The following is a 17,566-nucleotide window of genomic DNA, read 5'->3' as shown; positions in this document are numbered from 1 at the left end:
AATCCCATGCGCGCCAATTTCCGGATGCAACGCCTGTATATCGAAGCCAGCCTTGCCGAAGGCGTCGCGCAGGAGGCGACGGGCGAACAGTTCAATTATCTCGCCAACGTGCTGCGCATGACCGACGGTGCGGAAATCCTGCTGTTCAACGGTCGCGATGGCGAATGGAAAGCGAAACTTGCCTTTCCGAGCCGCAAGAAGATCGTGCTCGTCCCCCTCGAGCAGACACGGCCCCAGCCGAACGCCCCGGACCTGCATTATCTTTTCGCGCCGCTGAAAGTCGGGCGCATGGACTATCTGGTGCAGAAGGCGGTGGAGATGGGCGCCGGCCTGTTGCAGCCGGTGATGACGCAGCATGTTCAGGGCAAGATCCACAATACCGAAAAACTGCGCGCCAACGCCATCGAAGCCGCCGAGCAATGCGGCATACTGTCCCTGCCCGAGGTGGCCGAGCCGGTGAAACTGAGGGATATGCTCGAGACCTGGCCCCACGACCGGCGCATCATCTATTGCGACGAAGGCGATGCGGGGCAAAATCCGCTGCCGATCCTGCAAGCCGTCACGGAGCGCAAACTTGCCCTGCTGGTCGGCCCGGAAGGCGGATTTTCCGAGGAAGAAAGGGAGCTTCTGCGCGGCCTTGCCTTCGTTACCCCCATTCCGCTCGGGCCGCGTATCCTGAGGGCCGATACGGCCGCCGTCGCTGCGCTCGCGGTCATTCAGGCGGCGATCGGCGACTGGAATTGACTGGCCCCATTGCGCTTCATGCATCTTTAAAAGAAATTCATTTGCCTCCGGATACGATCCGGCCCTATCTGCCAATCATATGCCTCGCCGCAACAGAGACGTCATAACAAGGTAAGCCATGGCACGCGACACGACCGACCAGACCCCCCTCTCCTCCGTCACGGAGCTTACAGATTATCTGGCGGGCGGTTGCAAAGCTGAAGCCGACTTCCGCATCGGCACCGAACATGAAAAATTCGCGTTTTTCCGCGAGGATAACAGTCCCGTTCCCTATTTCGGCGAAGCCAGCATTTCAGCACTTTTGAAGGGCATGCAGGAAAAGCTCGGCTGGGAGCCGATCATGGACGGCGGAAACATCATCGGCCTTGGCGAGCAGCACGGCATGGGCGCCATTTCCATCGAGCCGGGCGGCCAGTTCGAGCTGTCGGGCGCGCCGCTCGAAAACCTGCACCAGACCTGCAAGGAATCCAACCAGCATCTGGCGACACTGCGCGAAGTGGCCGAGCCGATGGGCATCCGTTTCCTCGGCATCGGCGGCAGCCCGCTGTGGAGCTATGACGAAACGCCACGCATGCCGAAATCGCGTTACGCGATCATGACGCGCTATATGCCGAAAGTCGGGACCAAGGGTCTCGACATGATGTACCGCACCTGCACCATTCAGGTTAATCTCGATTTTTCCTCCGAAGCGGACATGCGCCGGAAGATGCGCGTTTCCATGAAGCTGCAATCGCTGGCAACAGCGCTTTTCGCCTCCTCGCCCTTCACCGAAGGCAAGCCGAACGGTCTTCTTTCCTGGCGCGGCGATATCTGGCGCGACACCGACAATCGCCGCTCGGGCGTGCTGCCCTTCACCTTCAGCGATGACTTCGGCTTCAAGGACTATGTGGAATGGGCGCTCGACGTGCCGATGTATTTCATCGTGCGCGACGGCAAATATCATGATTGCACCCATGTCACTTTCCGCCAGTTCATGAACGGTGCGCTGAAGGGTGAAATCGCCGACTGGCAGCCGACCATGGGTGACTGGACGAACCATCTTTCCACCCTGTTCCCGGATGTGCGCCTGAAGCGCTTTCTGGAAATGCGCGGTGCGGATGGCGGCCCGTGGAGACGCATCTGCGCCCTTCCCGCTTTCTGGGTCGGCCTTCTCTACGATGACGAGGCGCTGACCGCTGCCGATGCGCTGACCGCCGGCTGGAGCTTCGACGAGGTCATCGCCCTTCGCAATGCCGTTCCGGCCAAGGGTCTTTCCGCCGAGATCGCCGGCAAGCCGCTTCTCGGTCTCGCCCGCGAGGTGCTCGACATTTCCCGTACCGGCCTGAAAAACCGCAAGCGCCTGAACGGCGAAGGCCAGGACGAGACCGTGTTCCTGTCGTCGCTGGATGAAGTTCTTGCCAAGAAGACCACGCTCGCCGAAGACCTACTTGCGCTTTACAACGGTCGCTGGGGCGGCTCCGTGCTGCCGGTATTCGAAGAATATCAGTATTGAGGCAGTGCCGCTAAAATTGCGACGCCATTAAAAAAAGCCCGGCGCGGCCGAGGGGCCTGACACCGGGCAAAGGCAGGGCTATTGGCAAATCACCCTGCGGGGAAAACTTTTCCGTTCGAAAGCAATTCCGGCGGCTGGAGGTCTGCCGGAATTGCCCGAACATTCTGGAACGTTTTGGCGCATTTCCGGACGGAAAACCGGGGCCCGCCTTTCCTCGAAATGCTTTAAACGGTCTTGAACCGGGTCACCGCGCGGTTGCGTGCGGCGCGGGTCAAATGGGCGGTCGGATCCTCGAGGAGGCCGGTATTGAGCGCATCCCTCACATCCGAGCGCGCCAGACCGATATCGGCCAGAAGGCGGTCATCGAGTTCCGTGAGACCATTGGCCACGATACGATTGTAGATGCGCTGCAAGAACGTTTTGACGCGGAAAGCAAAGAGGCCGGCGACACGACGAAGCATATCGTTCTGCCTGGAGGTTGCGAGTTCCAGTTCCATTCTCCGTTCTGCCGTGCGCATGACACTTATCCTTTCGTAACGGCACGATGCGGCACCGCCCCCGGCGCACCACGCGCGAGAAGCTGCCTCGGGTTGGGGGCCTGACGTTTCGCCGGCCCGGGGTTGATATTGATTTGCTGGGTGTCAAAATGTCGCAAGACTATTGATCAGTCCAACGAATGTTTCTAATGTGAGGCATCAATCATTCTGATGGATGACCATCCATGTCCGCACCTCTCGACATAGACCAGCTGCATACCTTCATCGCCATCGTCGATACGGGCAGCTTCACCAAGGCCGCAGACCGCGTTTTCAAGACGCAATCCGCCGTTTCCATGCAGATGCGACGGCTGGAAGAACGCATCGGCAAGCAGCTTTTCGCCAAGGACGGGCGTGGCAACCGCCTGACAGCGGAGGGCGAGAAGCTGATGAATTACGCACGCCGCATCATCCGCCTCAATAACGAGGCAATCGCCGCCTTCGACGACAACCGGCTGGAAGGCATGCTGCGCATCGGCACGCCCGATGACTATGCCGACCGCTACATGCCGGAGATTATCGGGCGCTTCGCCAAGACCCATCCCAATGTCGAGCTTTATATCGTCTGCGAACCTTCGGTCAGCCTTGCCGAAAAAATGGCGCGGGGCGAGCTTGATATCGCGCTCGTCACCCATAATCCGCGGGCGCGCTCCTCGGATGTGGTGCGCACCGAGCCGCTCTGCTGGGTCGCTTCCGCCAACCATCCGCTGAAGGACGATGCACCCGTGCCGCTCGCCGTCGGGCGGCGCGATTGCCATTGGCGCCAGCTTGCCTGTTCGGCGCTCGATGCCGATGGGCGTGACTATCAGGTCCTGTTCACGAGCTGGTCTTCCACCGTCGTCGCCGCCGCCGTGCTGGCGGGCATGGCCGTCTCGGTGCTGCCGGAATCGGCGCTGCGCACCGGCATGAAGGTTCTGACCGCCGCGGACGGCTTCCCGCCCCTGCCGCCGGTGCAGATCGGCCTGATGAAACGGCCCGGCCTCTCCCCTTCGCTGGTGAACGCCATCACCGACCACATCACTGCCTGCCTCGACAATATCTCGCCGATGAGCGTTGCCGACGAAATGGACAGCGATGTGAAGACCTACCCCAAGATGCCGCGCCTGCGCGCCGGGCACATGCTGCCGGGGTGGTAAGAGGATAGTACAAATCCCGGGGGATGACGCCGCCTATGCGTGAGGCTTCGTCATCAGCCTCAAGCCGGCTAAAGCCGCTCCTCCCGTCGCTCGTCCGCGCTTTCTCTGTTACCGCGCCCGCAGCGTGGCAACCGCCAGCAGCGTATCGGCGCTGATGCCCACCGAACCGCTGCCGTTGAAGAGCGTCATGATCGGATCGGTGGTGTTCTGCTGATTGTCGTACATGATGGTGAAACGGGCGACCAGCTTCTTGACCTTTTCCGGATCCTGAAAATCCTCGATGTCGAAATATTTCTTCATCATCGTCACCTGCGTATCGACCTCGGCATTGGCGAGCTCGTCCGGAATCCCGAAAGTGGTATTGATGAAGCTCTGGAGCGCCGTGTCGGCGAGGATCGAGTAATAGGACGTCGTTCCGGCCGCCATGCGCTGGAAATAGAGCGCCAGGCGCACGCCGGCATTTTCTTCGCCCGCCTGCGTTTCCAGCGTCTGGGTGAGGTAGTTGTCCAGCGTCTCGTAAAGGCCGCGCCGCGTCTGGATCAGGCTGCGGTCCTCGTGAAGAAGCGTACCGTCGGTATTGAAGTTGAAGGCGGTGACGAGGCGGCGGAAGACCGGATCCATCTCCTTGTTGACGTAGCTGTCCTTGTCATCGAGCTTCGAGGTGAAGGCCTTTTCGAGCTGTTCCTTCGTCACGCTTTCGGGATCGATGCCGAGCGATTCCATCGCGAATTTCGTCAGGCGATCATCGCTCAGGAATTCCTTGAGCGTCTTGATCTTCTGCATCTCGGCCGTGAAATATTCCGATTCCTTCTTCGCCGTTTCCTTGTCCTTTTCCGTGCCGAAAGCCGATTTTTTCTTGATGTAGTCGGCCGACATGGTCTGCATCTCGATTTCCGACTGCGCCAGAACCGGTGTTCCGACGCTGCCATCGGAGGCGAAGTTGAACAGCTCCGCCAGCTTGACATAACGTTCGTCTTTCAGCGTGTAGACGAAGCTCTTTTTATCCTGCAGATCACTGGTGAGGACCTTGCGAATATCGGCGGAATTCACCTTGGCCGGATCGAGGCCGACGGCTTTCAGCGCATAGGTATAGACCGCGCTGCTGTCGATGAAATCCTTGACGGAAGTGACGCTGGCTATATCGCTCTTGAACAGCTTCAGCGCCTTCTCGTCGGCGGCGTCATCCTTGTCGTTATAATAGGTCATATAACCGCTGGTGGTGGTCGCGGTCTGTGCCGTCGTCTGTGGTGTCGTGCCGGCTGCCAGCGTTCCGTCGGTCTGGAAATTGAAGGCATTCCTCAAGGCGATATAACGCTTGTCGTTCTTGCCGACGGTCGCGATGTAGTTGCTCGGATCGCTCAGATCGCTGGTCAGGATATTCTGGATCGTTGCCGTGACGACTGTGAGGTCGTTCAGGTCGAAGGCGGTCCTGATATAGTTGAGAAGCCGGGTATCCGAGGTCAGTTCGGTTACCGTCTTGATCGAACCGATCTTCGATTCGAAATAATCGCGGTTCAGCGTGGCGACGGTCGGCGTCACGCGCGGGGCGCTGCCGATATAGGCATCCGTCAGGGCCTTGAGATTGTCCGCCGTCTGCGCCTGACCGGCGGTGACCGTGCCGTCGTTCTTGAACTCGAAGGCGGTGGCGAGCTGCGCCATCTTGTTATATTGCGTGACGGTGCTGGTGAGCGTCGTCTGCTCGGCCTTGATGGCGGCGAGCTTCGCTTCCCACTCATCCTGCGGCGGCAACACCGCCTCGAGCTGGGTCAGCTGGTCCTGGCGCGTCACCTTTTCCGCCTCCAGCGCCGTGCGCTCCTCGGCCGTCAAACCGGTGCCGGCGAGTTCGGTGTCGATTGCGGTAATCCGCGCGGTGACCTGCGCGTGCAGCTCGATATTGCCCTTCATCGTCAGTTTTTCGACCGCGTCATTATAGGCCGCGCCGTATTTCTGGTTGATGTAGCTGTCGGGATCGTTGATGTCGCTCGTCATCAATCCCTTGATATGGGCATAGGAATAGGTCTTCTCATCGATGCCGAAGACCTGAAAGATATAGGCGCGGGTGCGGTCGTTGCGCAGCAGCTGGTCGACATTGGTCACCGTGCCGACGATAGCCTTGTAATAACGGGTCTCTTCCGCAAGGCTGTCATCGAGATCGGTTATCGACGTATCGTAAAGCCCGATCATCTTGTCGAGCTGCGCTTCCGTCTGAACCGTCTTCGTCGATGTGGTGAAATTGAAGGCTGCGGCAAATTCCCGATAGCGCTCGTCGGTGAGCTTGTTGGCGAAGCTGTTCTGGTCGTTCAGATCGCTTTCCAGCACCTTTTTCATGAAGGCCTTGGCATAGGTCATCTCGCCGAGACCAAAGGCATCCATGGCATAGGAATAGAGCTGGTAATTGTCGAGGAACTCGTCGACGCTTTTCACATTGCCGATGTTTTCCTTGTAATATGTCGTCTGCCGCTCGATGAGCCCCTGCTGCGACACGCGCGACAGGCTTGCCTTCATATCGCGGTTGATGAGGTCGTAGCTGAGATAAGTCGATACCATCCGAATGCCCCCTGGAGACCCGCGCGTCGCTTCAGACGCCGAATGCTCCGGTTTTCAATCCACCCATCGCGCCTCCATCGGGACGCACGGCAAGCCTTTGCCTGACTATGCGGGAGACGCCTTGCCCGGAGCTTGAAAGAGCACAATTTCGGCCGGGATAAAAACCGCATTGTCCCGATCTCTTTTACCTAAGCGAAACCATGCCACAGTGTGTTTTGCTAACCATTTGGGAATGCAAAGTTTTCTTAACCGCGATTTTTAAGCAGTCTCGAACAGGCGGCGGATATTCTCCCGACATCAGAGGACGAAAAGTCCCGATGAGAAGACCGGAAACCGGCTCTCAGGTAAAACAAGGGTAGAATAAACATGACCAAGACCGTTCTGAAGCCCGACTGGGCCGTCGCCACTCTCAGACTCGACCCGGCACGTTTTCCGCAACAGGTCACTTATGGAAAAGGCAATGGCGCGAGCGATGTCGCCGTCACCCTCGATGAACGGGGCGCCGTTCTGAGAAAGGTTCTGTCCTCTTCCGGCCTGCCTCTGTCCTTCGCTTTGCCAGCCCGCGCCTTCAAGGGCGTCGCCGCCCGCGCCATCGACCATGGCGACGGACAGGTAACGGTGACGCTGGAGCTGCACCATGACGATCCGGATCTCTGCGTTCCGCTTCTCGTCGCCCACGATCTCTGCGATATCGCCGCCGACTGGCGCAGCTGGTCCGAGGCCTACCGTATTCCCATGCTGATGGTGGAAGCCGATGGCGTCGCCCGTCCGCTGGAAGAACATCTCGGCAAGGTGCGCACCCAGAATACCCGCCCGCGCCGCCGCCATTCCTATTTCGCGGAACGCCGTCCGCGCTTCCTCGTTCGCCGCTCCACCGGTTCGCTGGGCATGAGCATGAAGATCGAGGGCAAGGAAATCATCGCCCGCAGCTGATAATCTTCAGCCAGACAAATCAAAAAAGCCCGGCGCGGATGACGCGGCCGGGCTTTTTCATTTCGTGTTTTCACAGGCTTATGCCAGCAGGAGCGGCAGGATGAGGCCCGCGAAAATCAGCACGCCGACGCGGTTGTTGGATTTGAACAGCACGAGGCACTGATCGACATCGTCGATATTAAGCACCCAGACCTGCCGGAACAGCATGATGGCCGCGGCGGCAAGGCCGCTATAGGCAATGACGTTAACCCCCGCGATCCAGAACGACAGGAACATCATGACAAGGGCTGTGCCATAAAGGAAAACCAGCCAGCGATGTGTGTTCTCTCCAAACAGCAGGGCGGTTGAACCGATGCCCACGGCGGTGTCGTCTTCCTTGTCCTGATGGGCGTAGATTGTATCATAACCGATCGTCCAGGCGATGGAGCCGACATAAAGCAGGACAGCCGGCCAGGCGATCGATCCGAACTGTCCCGCCCAGCCCATCGGCGCACCCCAGGAAAAGGCAAGGCCGAGGAAAAATTGCGGCCAGTTGGTGAAGCGCTTGGCGAAGGGATAGATCGCCACGAAGATCAGCGAGAATATGCCGGTGGCGATTGCGAAACTGTTGAACTGCAGGAGCACGACAAGCCCCGCAAGCGCCTGCAGGACGATGAAGAGCTTGGCCTGCGACCGGCTCACGCGGCCGGAAGGCAGCGGCCGCGAACGGGTGCGCGCCACGGCCATGTCGATCTTGTGGTCGGCCAGATCATTATAGGTGCAGCCCGCGCCGCGCATCGCCACCGATCCGATGAAGAACAGCAACAGATGCCAGATCAGCGTCGCCCAGGAAAAGCCGCCGCTCGCCATCGCGACATTTGCCGCAAGGGCTGCGGACCAGAAACATGGCCACATCAGCAATTGCCAGCCGATGGGGCGATCCCACCGGGCCAGTTGCGCATAGGGCCAGAGGGGCCTCGGCAAAATCCGATAGACCCAATTATTGGATGGCGCGTCGGAGACGCGATCTGACAAATCGCTGTGGTGAACCATGGGATGGTTCTACAGCATCGGCAGGAAAATCGGAATGGATTTCAGCACCCGGCCGCACACGCGGAAAAGCCCCGCAGCGGTTTCGCCACGGGGCTTTGCAGGACGATATCTCGGCTATTTATCAGGGCAGCGAGAAATTGAACTTGTAGCTCGCCTGAACGCCGATGATGAACTGGTTCTTCGAGCCGCGCTCGCGCACTAGCGAACTGTCGGCGGCGTCACCGGTCAGGCGGCGATATTCCGCAAACGAGCCGACTTCGGCGTTTTCGGTGACTTTCCAGGTGATGGCAGCGCCGATGCCGGCGGAATGCAGGCCGCCGCCCGGGCTATAGGGCGATGGCGCGCCGGCAGCCGTCTGCGCGGCGCTTACGCCGTAATAACGCTCATTGTATTTGCTGCTCACCCATGTCGCGCGCGGACCGGCAGAAATCTGGATGCCGGGGGCGATATCGGTGAAGGCATCGACGGCAACGTCGCCGACCACGCCGCTATGGCTGCGAATGCCCTGACGGACTTCGCCGCGAACGCGCAGCCAGTCGGTCGGATAGGCCTCAGCGAAACCGCCAAGCTCGCCGCCGCGCTTGATGCGGGTCATGCCCTTCAGATCGGACGAGTCGCCCTCGTCACGCGGGGATACCAGCTTTCCGGCAAGACCCATGCTGATCGGGCCATTGTCCAGAAGCGAAATCGAGGCGCTGTCGTTACGCGAGGTGAAACGCGCGCCCTGGCCCTGGCGGCCGAGCGAAATGATGGGCGAAAAGCCGAATTCATTCTTGTTGTCGCCCTGATATTTCGGTGCGGTAAAACCCGCGCCGCCGAGCTTCAGATACCAGTCGCCGGAAAACCAGCCTTCCGCATGGGCATTGCCCAAGGCAAAAAGCGACAGGACACAGGCGGCGGCTGCCGCTGATGGCTTGAACATGAAAGAACCCCAGAAACGCAATACAGACAGGTGTCCGTAGAATTAGAGGGATTGTCTTTCCATTCCATTAACCGTCACTGGGCCCTCGTCAGAACGTCACCTTCTCCAGCGGCGTGCGCGTCTTCTCGAATTCCAGCAGCTTCGCTTCGTTCTGCGCAATGTAGTCGCGACTATGCGGCACGGCATCGCGATCCTTGGCGATCTGGATCTGGAAAATGTGGAAATTTTCATGGGTAAAGGCCATTTCCGACCCCGCCAGATAAAATTCCCACATGCGGAAGAAGCGTTCGTCATAAAGCGCTACCGCTTCTGCCCTGCGCGCCACGAAACGCTCCCGCCAGTGGCGAAGCGTATGGGCGTAATGCATGGGCAGGATTTCGATATCCTTCACCAGCAGCCGCGATTTTTCGATGGCCGGCAGCACCTCGGCAAGCGAGGGAATATACCCGCCGGGGAAAATATATTTTTCGATGAAGGGGTTGGTCGCCAGCGCCGGATAGGGCTGGCCGATGGAATGCAGCACCATCACGCCCTTATCGTCCAGCACCTCCGCCACCTTGTCGAAATAATCGCGATAATGGGTCGGCCCGACATGTTCGAACATGCCGACGGAGACGATGCGATCGTATTTTTTCGAAGCCGGCAGGTAGCGATAGTCCTGCAATTCGAAACGGACATTTGCCGCAAGGCCCCGTTTGGCGGCGCGGTCGCGGGAAACGCGCAGCTGTTCTTCGCTGAGCGTAATGCCGGTTACATCCGCACCGGCGCTTTCGGCAATATACATCGCCATGCCGCCCCAGCCGGAGCCGATTTCCAGCACGCTCTGGCCCGGCTCGGTCATCAGCTTGGCGGCTATGTGCCGTTTTTTGGCAACCTGCGCTTCATAGAGGCTGATGCCTGGCGGATTGAAATAGGCGCAGGAATATTGCCAGTCCTCATCGAGGAAGAGATCGAACAGCTTGGCGCTCAGATCGTAATGATGGGCGACGTTGCTCTTGTTGTGGTTGACCGGCAGATGCATCTTGATGCGGGCGGCGATGATGCGCGCCATGCCGCGCCAGATCATGCCGAAGGACAGCGCCTCACTCAGCGTATTGCCCTTCACCAGTGCAAGGAAATCGTAGATGTCGCCTTCCGCGACCTTCGCCCGACCTTCCATGTACATTTCAGCGAGCTTCAGCGCCGGATCGGCGGCGATCTCCTGCATGGCGGCTTCGTCGGTGAAGTTCAGAACCACCTTTTTTCCCGCGCCGTTGCCGAATGTGCGGCTGCCGCCCGGGCTGTTGACGGTGAGATCACCGGTCTTGATTATCTTTTCGAGAAGAACATGCAGAGACGACGCCATGGCACCCCCAATTGCTAAGTCTCACTTATCAATTTCGCTGACCGTATTCCTTTCGGCACAAGTTTCAAGATAGTCTTATTTCAAAAAAATTGAACGATTTCATCAAGCAAAAAGCCCCGCCGGGGTGTGCGGCGAGGCTTTTGGGTAAAAAATCATTTCAACCGCAGGTCAGCGTCGCTTCATGGCTTCAGCCAGGGCGGCGGCAAGCGCACCACCGGTTTGCGACCCCTCGTTGCGCTCTTTCGGCTTGGATGTCGCGTGCCGCATGGCGCTGGCATTGCCCTTCTCGCGCATCGGCTGCGGCGCTGCCTCGCCGCCATCCTTGCGCATGGTGAGACCGATGCGCTTGCGCTTCACATCCACTTCCACGACTCGCACCTTGACCACATCGCCCGCCTTGACGACCTCATGCGGATCCTTCACGAAACGGTCGGCCAGCTGCGAGACATGCACCAGCCCGTCCTGATGCACGCCGATATCCACGAAAGCGCCGAAGGCGGCGACATTGGTGACGGTGCCTTCCAGAAGCATGCCCGGTTTCAGATCGGTGATCTCGTCCACACCCTCGGCGAAGGTCGCGGTCTTGAAGCTCGGGCGCGGGTCGCGGCCGGGCTTTTCCAGTTCGGCGATGATGTCTTTTACCGTCGGCAGGCCGAATTGCTCGTCGATGAACTTCTTCGGATCGAGCGCCTTCAACGCGGCGCTGTCGCCCATCAGCGAGCGCAGATCGCGGCCGCAGGCGGCGACGATCTTTTTCGCCACACCATAGGCTTCCGGGTGAACCGAGGAAGCATCCAGCGGCTCCTTGCCGTTCGGGATGCGCAGGAAGCCGGCGCATTGCTCGAAGGTGCGCTGGCCGAGACGCGGCACCTTCAGCAGTTCCTTACGGCTGGCGAAGGGGCCGGTCTGGTCGCGATGGGCGACGATGGCATCGGCAATCGAGCTGCCAAGACCGGATACCCGCGCCAGAAGCGGCGAAGAGGCCGTATTGAGATCGACGCCGACAGCGTTCACCGCATCTTCCACGACAGCATCGAGCGAGCGGCTGAGACGGCCCTGATCGACATCGTGCTGGTACTGGCCGACCCCGATGGATTTCGGCTCGATCTTCACCAGTTCCGCCAGCGGATCCTGAAGGCGGCGGGCGATGGAGACGGCGCCGCGCAGCGAAACATCGAGATTGGGAAATTCGGCCGCCGCCCGTTCCGAAGCGGAATAGACCGAAGCGCCCGCCTCCGAGACGATGACCTTGGTGGGCTTCGCGCCCGAAGCGGGCATCTGCGCCAGAAGATCGGCGACCAGCTTTTCCGTCTCGCGGCTGCCGGTGCCATTGCCGATGGCGATCAGTTCGACATTGTGCTTGCGGATGAGGACAGCAAGTTCCGCCTGCGTGCCGCGCACGTCGTTCTTCGGCGGGAAGGGATAAACCGTCGTGGTGTCCAGAAGCTTGCCGGTGCCATCCACCACAGCCACCTTGACGCCGGTGCGGATGCCCGGATCGAGCCCCATGGTGGCGCGGGAGCCGGCGGGGGCTGCCAGCAGCAGATCCTTGAGATTGCGGGCGAAAACATGGATCGCCTCTTCTTCCGCGCGCTCGCGCAATTCGCGCATCAGATCGAGCGAGAGCGACATGGAAAGCTTCACCCGCCAGGTCCAGCCAGCCACTTCCATCAGCCATTGATCGGCGGGGCCGGCATTGCGGATATCGAAGGCGGCGGCGATGGTACGCTGTGCGGGTTTGACCGGTGAGGGATCGTCCGCATCGACATCGATTGTCAGCGTCAGCACTTCCTCGTTCCAGCCGCGCAGCATGGCCAGCGCCCGGTGGCCCGGCACCGTCGCCCAGCGCTCGAAATGATCGAAATAGTCGGAGAATTTCTCACCCGCCGCCTGCTTGCCATCCACGACTTTGGCGCGGAAGGTGGCGTTCTGGCGCATGTAATCGCGCAGGCGGCCGAGCAGATCGGCATTTTCCGTCATGGTTTCCGCCACGATGTCGCGCGCGCCCTCCAGTGCCGCCTTCACATCGGCCACCTCACCCTGAACATAAGCTTCCGCCAGTTTCGCCGGATCGGCGGCGCGGTTCTCCCAGATGGCTTCCGCCAGCGGGCCGAGACCGCGTTCGCGGGCGATTTCGGCACGGGTGCGGCGCTTCGGCTTATAGGGCAGATAGAGGTCTTCCAGCTCCGCCTTGGTGCCCGCCTGCATGATCTTGACCATCAGTTCATCGGTCATCTTGCCCTGACCGGTGATGGAATCGACGATGGAGGCGCGGCGCGCATTAAGTTCGCGCAGATAGACAAGACGTTCCGAAAGCGTGCGAAGCTGGGTGTCGTCCAGCCCTCCCGTCACTTCCTTGCGGTAACGGGCGATGAAGGGAACGGTTGCACCCTCGTCCAGCAGCGCCACCGCCGCCTTTACCTGATCGGGGCGGGCGTTGATTTCGGTGGCGATGAGCGAGGCGAGGCGGGCATTGTCTGCGGTCATAGGGGACTCTTGGGGGTTCTCTGCTTTCACGTCTGGAGCGGCGAACATAATGTCTGATTGTGGCGTGACAACAAGAGGCGGCAACGATTCCACAGGAAAGGCGGCCTTCAAGGGAAAGACGGGTATTTGCGGCGCTTTCTCCTTGACCTTTCGCCCCCCTGCCCTTAACGCCCCTGACACAAGGTTACTGGCGAATTTGCAGGGATATTGACCATGAAAGTTCTGTTGATCGGTTCCGGCGGACGCGAACATGCGCTGGCGTGGAAAATCGCCCAGTCTCCCCTGCTCGATGAGCTTTATGCCGCTCCCGGCAATCCCGGCATTGCCGACCATGCGACACTGGTGGCGCTTGATGTGGAAGACCATGCGGCCGTCATCGCCTTTGCCAAGGAAAAGGCAATCGACTTCGTCGTCGTCGGTCCGGAAGCGCCGCTGGTTGCGGGTCTTGCGGATGACCTGCGCGCCGCCGGCATCGCCACCTTCGGCCCCTCGAAAGCCGCCGCCCAGCTGGAAGGCTCCAAGGGCTTCACCAAGGATCTCTGCGCGCGCTACGATATTCCGACCGGCGCCTACCAGCGTTTCAAGACCGCCGAACCGGCCAAGGATTATGTTCGTCAACAGGGCGCTCCCATCGTCATCAAGGCGGACGGGCTTGCCGCCGGCAAGGGCGTGACCGTGGCCATGACGGAAGCGGAAGCGCTTGCCGCGATTGACGACTGTTTCGACGGCGCTTTCGGCGCGGCCGGCGCCGAAGTGGTGGTGGAGGCCTTTCTCGATGGCGAAGAAGCAAGCTTCTTCTGCCTTTCCGACGGCAAGACCGCGCTGGCGCTCGCCACCGCGCAGGATCACAAGCGCGTCGGCGATGGGGACACCGGCCCGAATACCGGCGGCATGGGTGCCTATTCCCCCGCTCCTGTGATGACACCGGCCATGGTGGAGCGCACCATGAAGGAGATCATCGAGCCGACGATCTCGGGCATGGCCAAGGATGGCAACCCCTTCTCCGGCGTGTTCTTCGCCGGGTTGATGATTACCGCCAAGGGCCCGGAACTTATCGAATACAATGTGCGTTTCGGCGATCCCGAATGCCAGGTGCTGATGATGCGCCTGAAAAGCGATCTGCTGCCGATCCTCTACGCCACCGCCACCGGCACGCTGGACAAGGTTGAGGCGGAATGGCGCGACGATGCGGCGCTGACCGTCGTTCTCGCTTCGAAGGGTTATCCCGGCGCTTACAACAAGAACACGCCGATCGCCCATATTCCCGAGGCCAGCGAAGAGGCGAAGGTGTTCCATGCCGGAACCGCGCTGAAGGACGGCGGGCTGGTGGCGACGGGCGGACGCGTGCTGAACGTTACCGCCCTTGGAAAGACCGTCACGGAAGCGCAGTCCCGCGCCTATGCGCTGGCCGACAAGGTGGAGTGGGAAAACGGCTTCTGCCGCCGCGATATCGGCTGGCAGGCCGTCGCCCGCGAAAAAGCCTGATCCTTAAGGCAAACGGGATTGAGCGCGAATATTTCGTTCAATTTTTACCAAGTTTGCTGACCCGATGGAAACGAAACATCGGTAATACTCGCCGGAACATTGAATGGCGCACCGTGTCTCGATCACGAGGCCGCGCCGTCGTTTCGGGGGTTTTTCGATGCGTCGTCTTTTTCTGACAGCGATTGTCGCGCTGACCGGCGGGTCGGCGATGGCGTCTTCCATCGAATATATAAACGGCGTGCATGTGGCCAATGGCAGCTTCATTCGTCGCGATTGCGCGGACTGCAAGCCCATGAAGGGCAAAGCCGTGGCGCAGGGTTATGCCGTTCCCTCCATTGAGCCGGGCACGCAGCACACGGAAATGCGCGAAGTCGACGGCAAGCGCACCCTGCTGCGCACCGAAGCCTGGCTTGGCGGCGCGCCCGTTACCTTCGTCAGCACCAATCCGGCATGGATGGCGGAAACCCCGAGCACGGCCATCGCGACCTATGACGACGCAGAACCTGTGGCACATCCCGCTGAGACGGTTTCGACATCGGCCGGTATCGACGTGACGACGACCACGGCAGCCGTCAAGGAAATTTCCACCGAAAACGCAGCCGAACCGGCCAGCGCCTCGGTGATCGCCGCCCCCCAGTTCCCGGATTTCCAATTGCGCGGCAATTGACCGGCCGATGACGTCTTTCATGACGAAGGTCAAATAATCGCGTCATCGCTGCATTCCCGAAATGGCGCCGCAACCATGCGGGGAATATTGCTTTTTCTCCCGCATATTCTACCTGTCGGGCCTGATAAAGCTTTCGCTAATTAAATATTTATTCAAATTTTTAGCCGCTAAGTGCGTCTATAGTGCGATGCAGCACAGAATGAGGCCACGGCGCGGACACGCGCTTTTGGGCCCTTTTATCGCGCATCATGCGCCTCTCCCTTCTCCGAAACATCGGTACCGCGCGGCGTTTTCAGGCGCGCGATCCCAAACGCTTGTGAGCGCCCATGAAGAACCTTTCCATTTCCCGTCAGTTGATCGTTCTCGTGGTGGCCCTGATGGCCGCCTTCGCCGTGGCGACGTTTTACCAGCTGAAATCCGCCACTGACGCGATCTATGAGGAACGCTACGGCATGCTGCGGACGCAGGTGCAATCGGCAATCTCTATCCTGCAATCCTTCCACGACAAGGAAAAGGCCGGAACGCTTTCGCGCGACGAGGCCATGAAACAGGCTTACGCCACCGTCAGCGCCATGCGCTTCACGCCGGACGGCTATCTGTTTGGTTACGATTACGACGTGACGATGAAGTTCCATCCCGATGCCAAGCGCGTCGGCGAAAGCTTCAAGGGCAAGCCGGACAGCAAGGGTTTCGCCTATCGTGACGAGCTGGTGCGGCTTGGCCGCAATGGCGGCGGCCAGACGGATTTTTACGGTCCGAAGCCCGGCATGGAAGGCAATGACTACGCCAAGAGCTCCTATGCCCTTGCCTTTGAGCCCTGGCAGGCGGTGGTCGTGACGGGCGTTTACATCGATGATCTGAACGCGCAGGTTCGCGGCGATGTGATGAAGGCGCTGTCGATCGGCGCGCTGATCTTCGTGCTGGCGCTTGCCGCAGCCTTCTACGTCATCCGTGGCATTTCAAAGCCGCTCGGCGACATCCACCGTGCGCTTGGTGAAGTGGCCAATGAAAACGTCTCGCTCGCCATTCCCCATACCGGCCTGACCAACGAGGTGGGCATGATGGCGAAGGCCACCGCCTCGCTTCAGGACAAGGTGCGCGAGCGCCATGCCATGCAGCGCCGTGAGGAAGAACAGCAGCGGCAGCTCAATGCGGAGCGCCAGAGCAATCTCGACATGCAGCGCGACGAGGCAGAATTGCAGGCGCGCGTCGTCACCACCATCGGCGAGGCGCTGGAAAAGCTGGCGGGCGGCGATCTGACCGTGCGTTGCGGCGATCTCGGTAATCGCTACGCGGCGCTGCGCGCCAATTTTAACGAGGCCCTGATCCATCTCGACGCCGCCATGGCCAAGGTGAATTCCAAGAGCATCGACATCGGCGGCTCCAAGGAGGAAATCCGCAAGGCTTCCAACGAGCTTTCGCAGCGCACCGAACGGCAGGCGGCCAATCTGGAAGAAACCTCGGCCGCTCTCGATGAATTGACGGTTGCGGTGCGCCAGACGGCGGAAGGGGCGGCCGACGCCGCCAAGCGCGTCACCACCGTCAGCTCCGAAGCCATCCGCAGCGACCGGGTGGTGGAAGAGGCGATCACCGCGATGAGCGGTATCGAACAGTCTTCCGACCAGATTTCCAACATCATCGGCGTAATCGACGACATCGCCTTCCAGACCAACCTTCTGGCGCTGAATGCCGGTGTGGAAGCGGCACGTGCCGGTGAGGCCGGCAAGGGCTTTGCCGTGGTGGCGCAGGAAGTGCGCGAACTGGCGCAGAAATCCGCCGCCGCCGCCAAGGAGATCAAGGACCAGATCGCCCGCTCTTCCGCCCAGGTGGAAAACGGCGTGCGCCTCGTCGGCGAGGCCGGTGATGCGCTGAAACGCATCTCGGATCAGATCAAATCGGCAAACGAGATCGTCAGCAAAATCGCCCATTCGGCCGCCGAACAGGATACGACGCTGCGCTCGATCTCCTCGTCGCTCAACCAGCTGGATGTCGCCACCCAGCACAATGCGGCGATGGCGGAAGAAACCACGGCTTCGGCCGAGGCGCTGGCCGTCGACACCGAGGAACTGCTGAACCTCATCCGCGGCTTCCGCGTCTCCTCCGGCCACCAGCTTCATGGCATGGCAGAGCAGATGCGCATGGCGGGGTGATACGCCCCAGGACCATCGATGAACAACGGCGCCGGGCGAAACTCCGGCGTTTTCTTTTCAAGCATTTCCAGGAAAAGTTGAACCCGGTTT

At 60.2% G+C, this 17,566-nt stretch carries 13 protein-coding genes; 7 read left to right on the top strand and 6 right to left on the bottom strand.

The genetic code is table 11. The annotated features are described in order from the left end of the window. Positions 1-6: 6 nt before the first annotated feature. Together PH605_RS02525 and PH605_RS02520 are read left to right on the top strand one after the other, a co-directional pair. Entirely contained in the window at positions 7-744 is a 738-nt protein-coding gene (locus PH605_RS02525; RefSeq protein ID WP_161987674.1) for a 16S rRNA (uracil(1498)-N(3))-methyltransferase, read from the top strand. Between the two features lie 118 nt (positions 745-862). Further along, positions 863-2,236: a glutamate--cysteine ligase gene (locus PH605_RS02520; protein ID WP_065654394.1), complete on the top strand. Its 1,374-nt coding sequence runs from the start codon at positions 863-865 to the stop codon at positions 2,234-2,236. 224 nt (positions 2,237-2,460) lie between these two features. Here the strand turns inward: PH605_RS02520 and PH605_RS02515 are convergent, their stop codons facing one another. Further along, positions 2,461-2,754 (bottom strand): DUF1127 domain-containing protein, encoded by a 294-nt coding sequence (locus PH605_RS02515; RefSeq protein ID WP_125144775.1) that lies wholly within the window; start codon positions 2,752-2,754, stop codon positions 2,461-2,463. A gap of 203 nt (positions 2,755-2,957) precedes the next feature. Here PH605_RS02515 and PH605_RS02510 point away from each other — a divergent pair, with 203 nt between their 5' ends. Further along, positions 2,958-3,908: a LysR substrate-binding domain-containing protein gene (locus PH605_RS02510; protein WP_004432791.1), complete on the top strand. Its 951-nt coding sequence runs from the start codon at positions 2,958-2,960 to the stop codon at positions 3,906-3,908. A gap of 108 nt (positions 3,909-4,016) precedes the next feature. Here PH605_RS02510 and PH605_RS02505 read toward each other — a convergent pair whose 3' ends face one another. Further along, positions 4,017-6,455 (bottom strand): DUF1217 domain-containing protein, encoded by a 2,439-nt coding sequence (locus PH605_RS02505; RefSeq protein WP_065654395.1) that lies wholly within the window; start codon positions 6,453-6,455, stop codon positions 4,017-4,019. Between the two features lie 366 nt (positions 6,456-6,821). Here PH605_RS02505 and PH605_RS02500 point away from each other — a divergent pair, with 366 nt between their 5' ends. After that, positions 6,822-7,388: a DUF6101 family protein gene (locus PH605_RS02500; RefSeq protein WP_004432786.1), complete on the top strand. Its 567-nt coding sequence runs from the start codon at positions 6,822-6,824 to the stop codon at positions 7,386-7,388. Positions 7,389-7,466: 78 nt separating this feature from the next. On the opposite strand, the gene ubiA is transcribed toward PH605_RS02500, so the two are convergent. From ubiA to PH605_RS02480, 4 genes are all read right to left on the bottom strand, one after another. Then, positions 7,467-8,420 carry a 4-hydroxybenzoate octaprenyltransferase gene (gene ubiA, locus PH605_RS02495; protein ID WP_142844001.1) on the bottom strand — a complete coding sequence of 318 codons (954 nt, stop codon included), beginning with the start codon at positions 8,418-8,420 and terminating at the stop codon, positions 7,467-7,469. 121 nt (positions 8,421-8,541) lie between these two features. Beyond that, positions 8,542-9,342, bottom strand: coding sequence for a MipA/OmpV family protein (locus PH605_RS02490; protein ID WP_065654840.1), 801 nt, complete (start codon positions 9,340-9,342; stop codon positions 8,542-8,544). A gap of 88 nt (positions 9,343-9,430) precedes the next feature. After that, positions 9,431-10,687 (bottom strand): SAM-dependent methyltransferase, encoded by a 1,257-nt coding sequence (locus PH605_RS02485; RefSeq protein ID WP_065654397.1) that lies wholly within the window; start codon positions 10,685-10,687, stop codon positions 9,431-9,433. A 168-nt stretch (positions 10,688-10,855) separates the two neighbouring features. Then, on the bottom strand, positions 10,856-13,174 hold the full coding sequence (locus tag PH605_RS02480; protein WP_142844002.1) for a Tex family protein: 2,319 nt from the start codon (positions 13,172-13,174) through the stop codon (positions 10,856-10,858). Between the two features lie 213 nt (positions 13,175-13,387). On the opposite strand from PH605_RS02480, the gene purD reads away from it, so the two are divergent. The 3 genes from purD to PH605_RS02465 all read left to right on the top strand — a co-directional run bounded on the left by purD (position 13,388) and on the right by PH605_RS02465 (position 17,476). Next, a complete protein-coding gene (gene purD / locus PH605_RS02475; protein WP_065654399.1) occupies positions 13,388-14,659 on the top strand; it encodes a phosphoribosylamine--glycine ligase in 1,272 nt (423 codons plus the stop codon). 157 nt (positions 14,660-14,816) lie between these two features. Continuing rightward, positions 14,817-15,326, top strand: a complete 510-nt coding sequence (locus PH605_RS02470) for a plant virulence effector HPE1-like domain-containing protein (protein ID WP_142844003.1) — start codon at positions 14,817-14,819, stop codon at positions 15,324-15,326. 326 nt (positions 15,327-15,652) lie between these two features. Further along, entirely contained in the window at positions 15,653-17,476 is a 1,824-nt protein-coding gene (locus PH605_RS02465; RefSeq protein ID WP_142844004.1) for a methyl-accepting chemotaxis protein, read from the top strand. Positions 17,477-17,566: the final 90 nt, after the last annotated feature.

It is taken from the genome of Agrobacterium sp. CFBP 3001 (assembly GCF_027871605.1).
In the GTDB taxonomy this organism is placed as follows: domain Bacteria; phylum Pseudomonadota; class Alphaproteobacteria; order Rhizobiales; family Rhizobiaceae; genus Agrobacterium; species Agrobacterium leguminum.
Note: the sequence above shows the minus strand (reverse complement) of the source record. Positions and strands in the feature narration are given on the sequence as shown.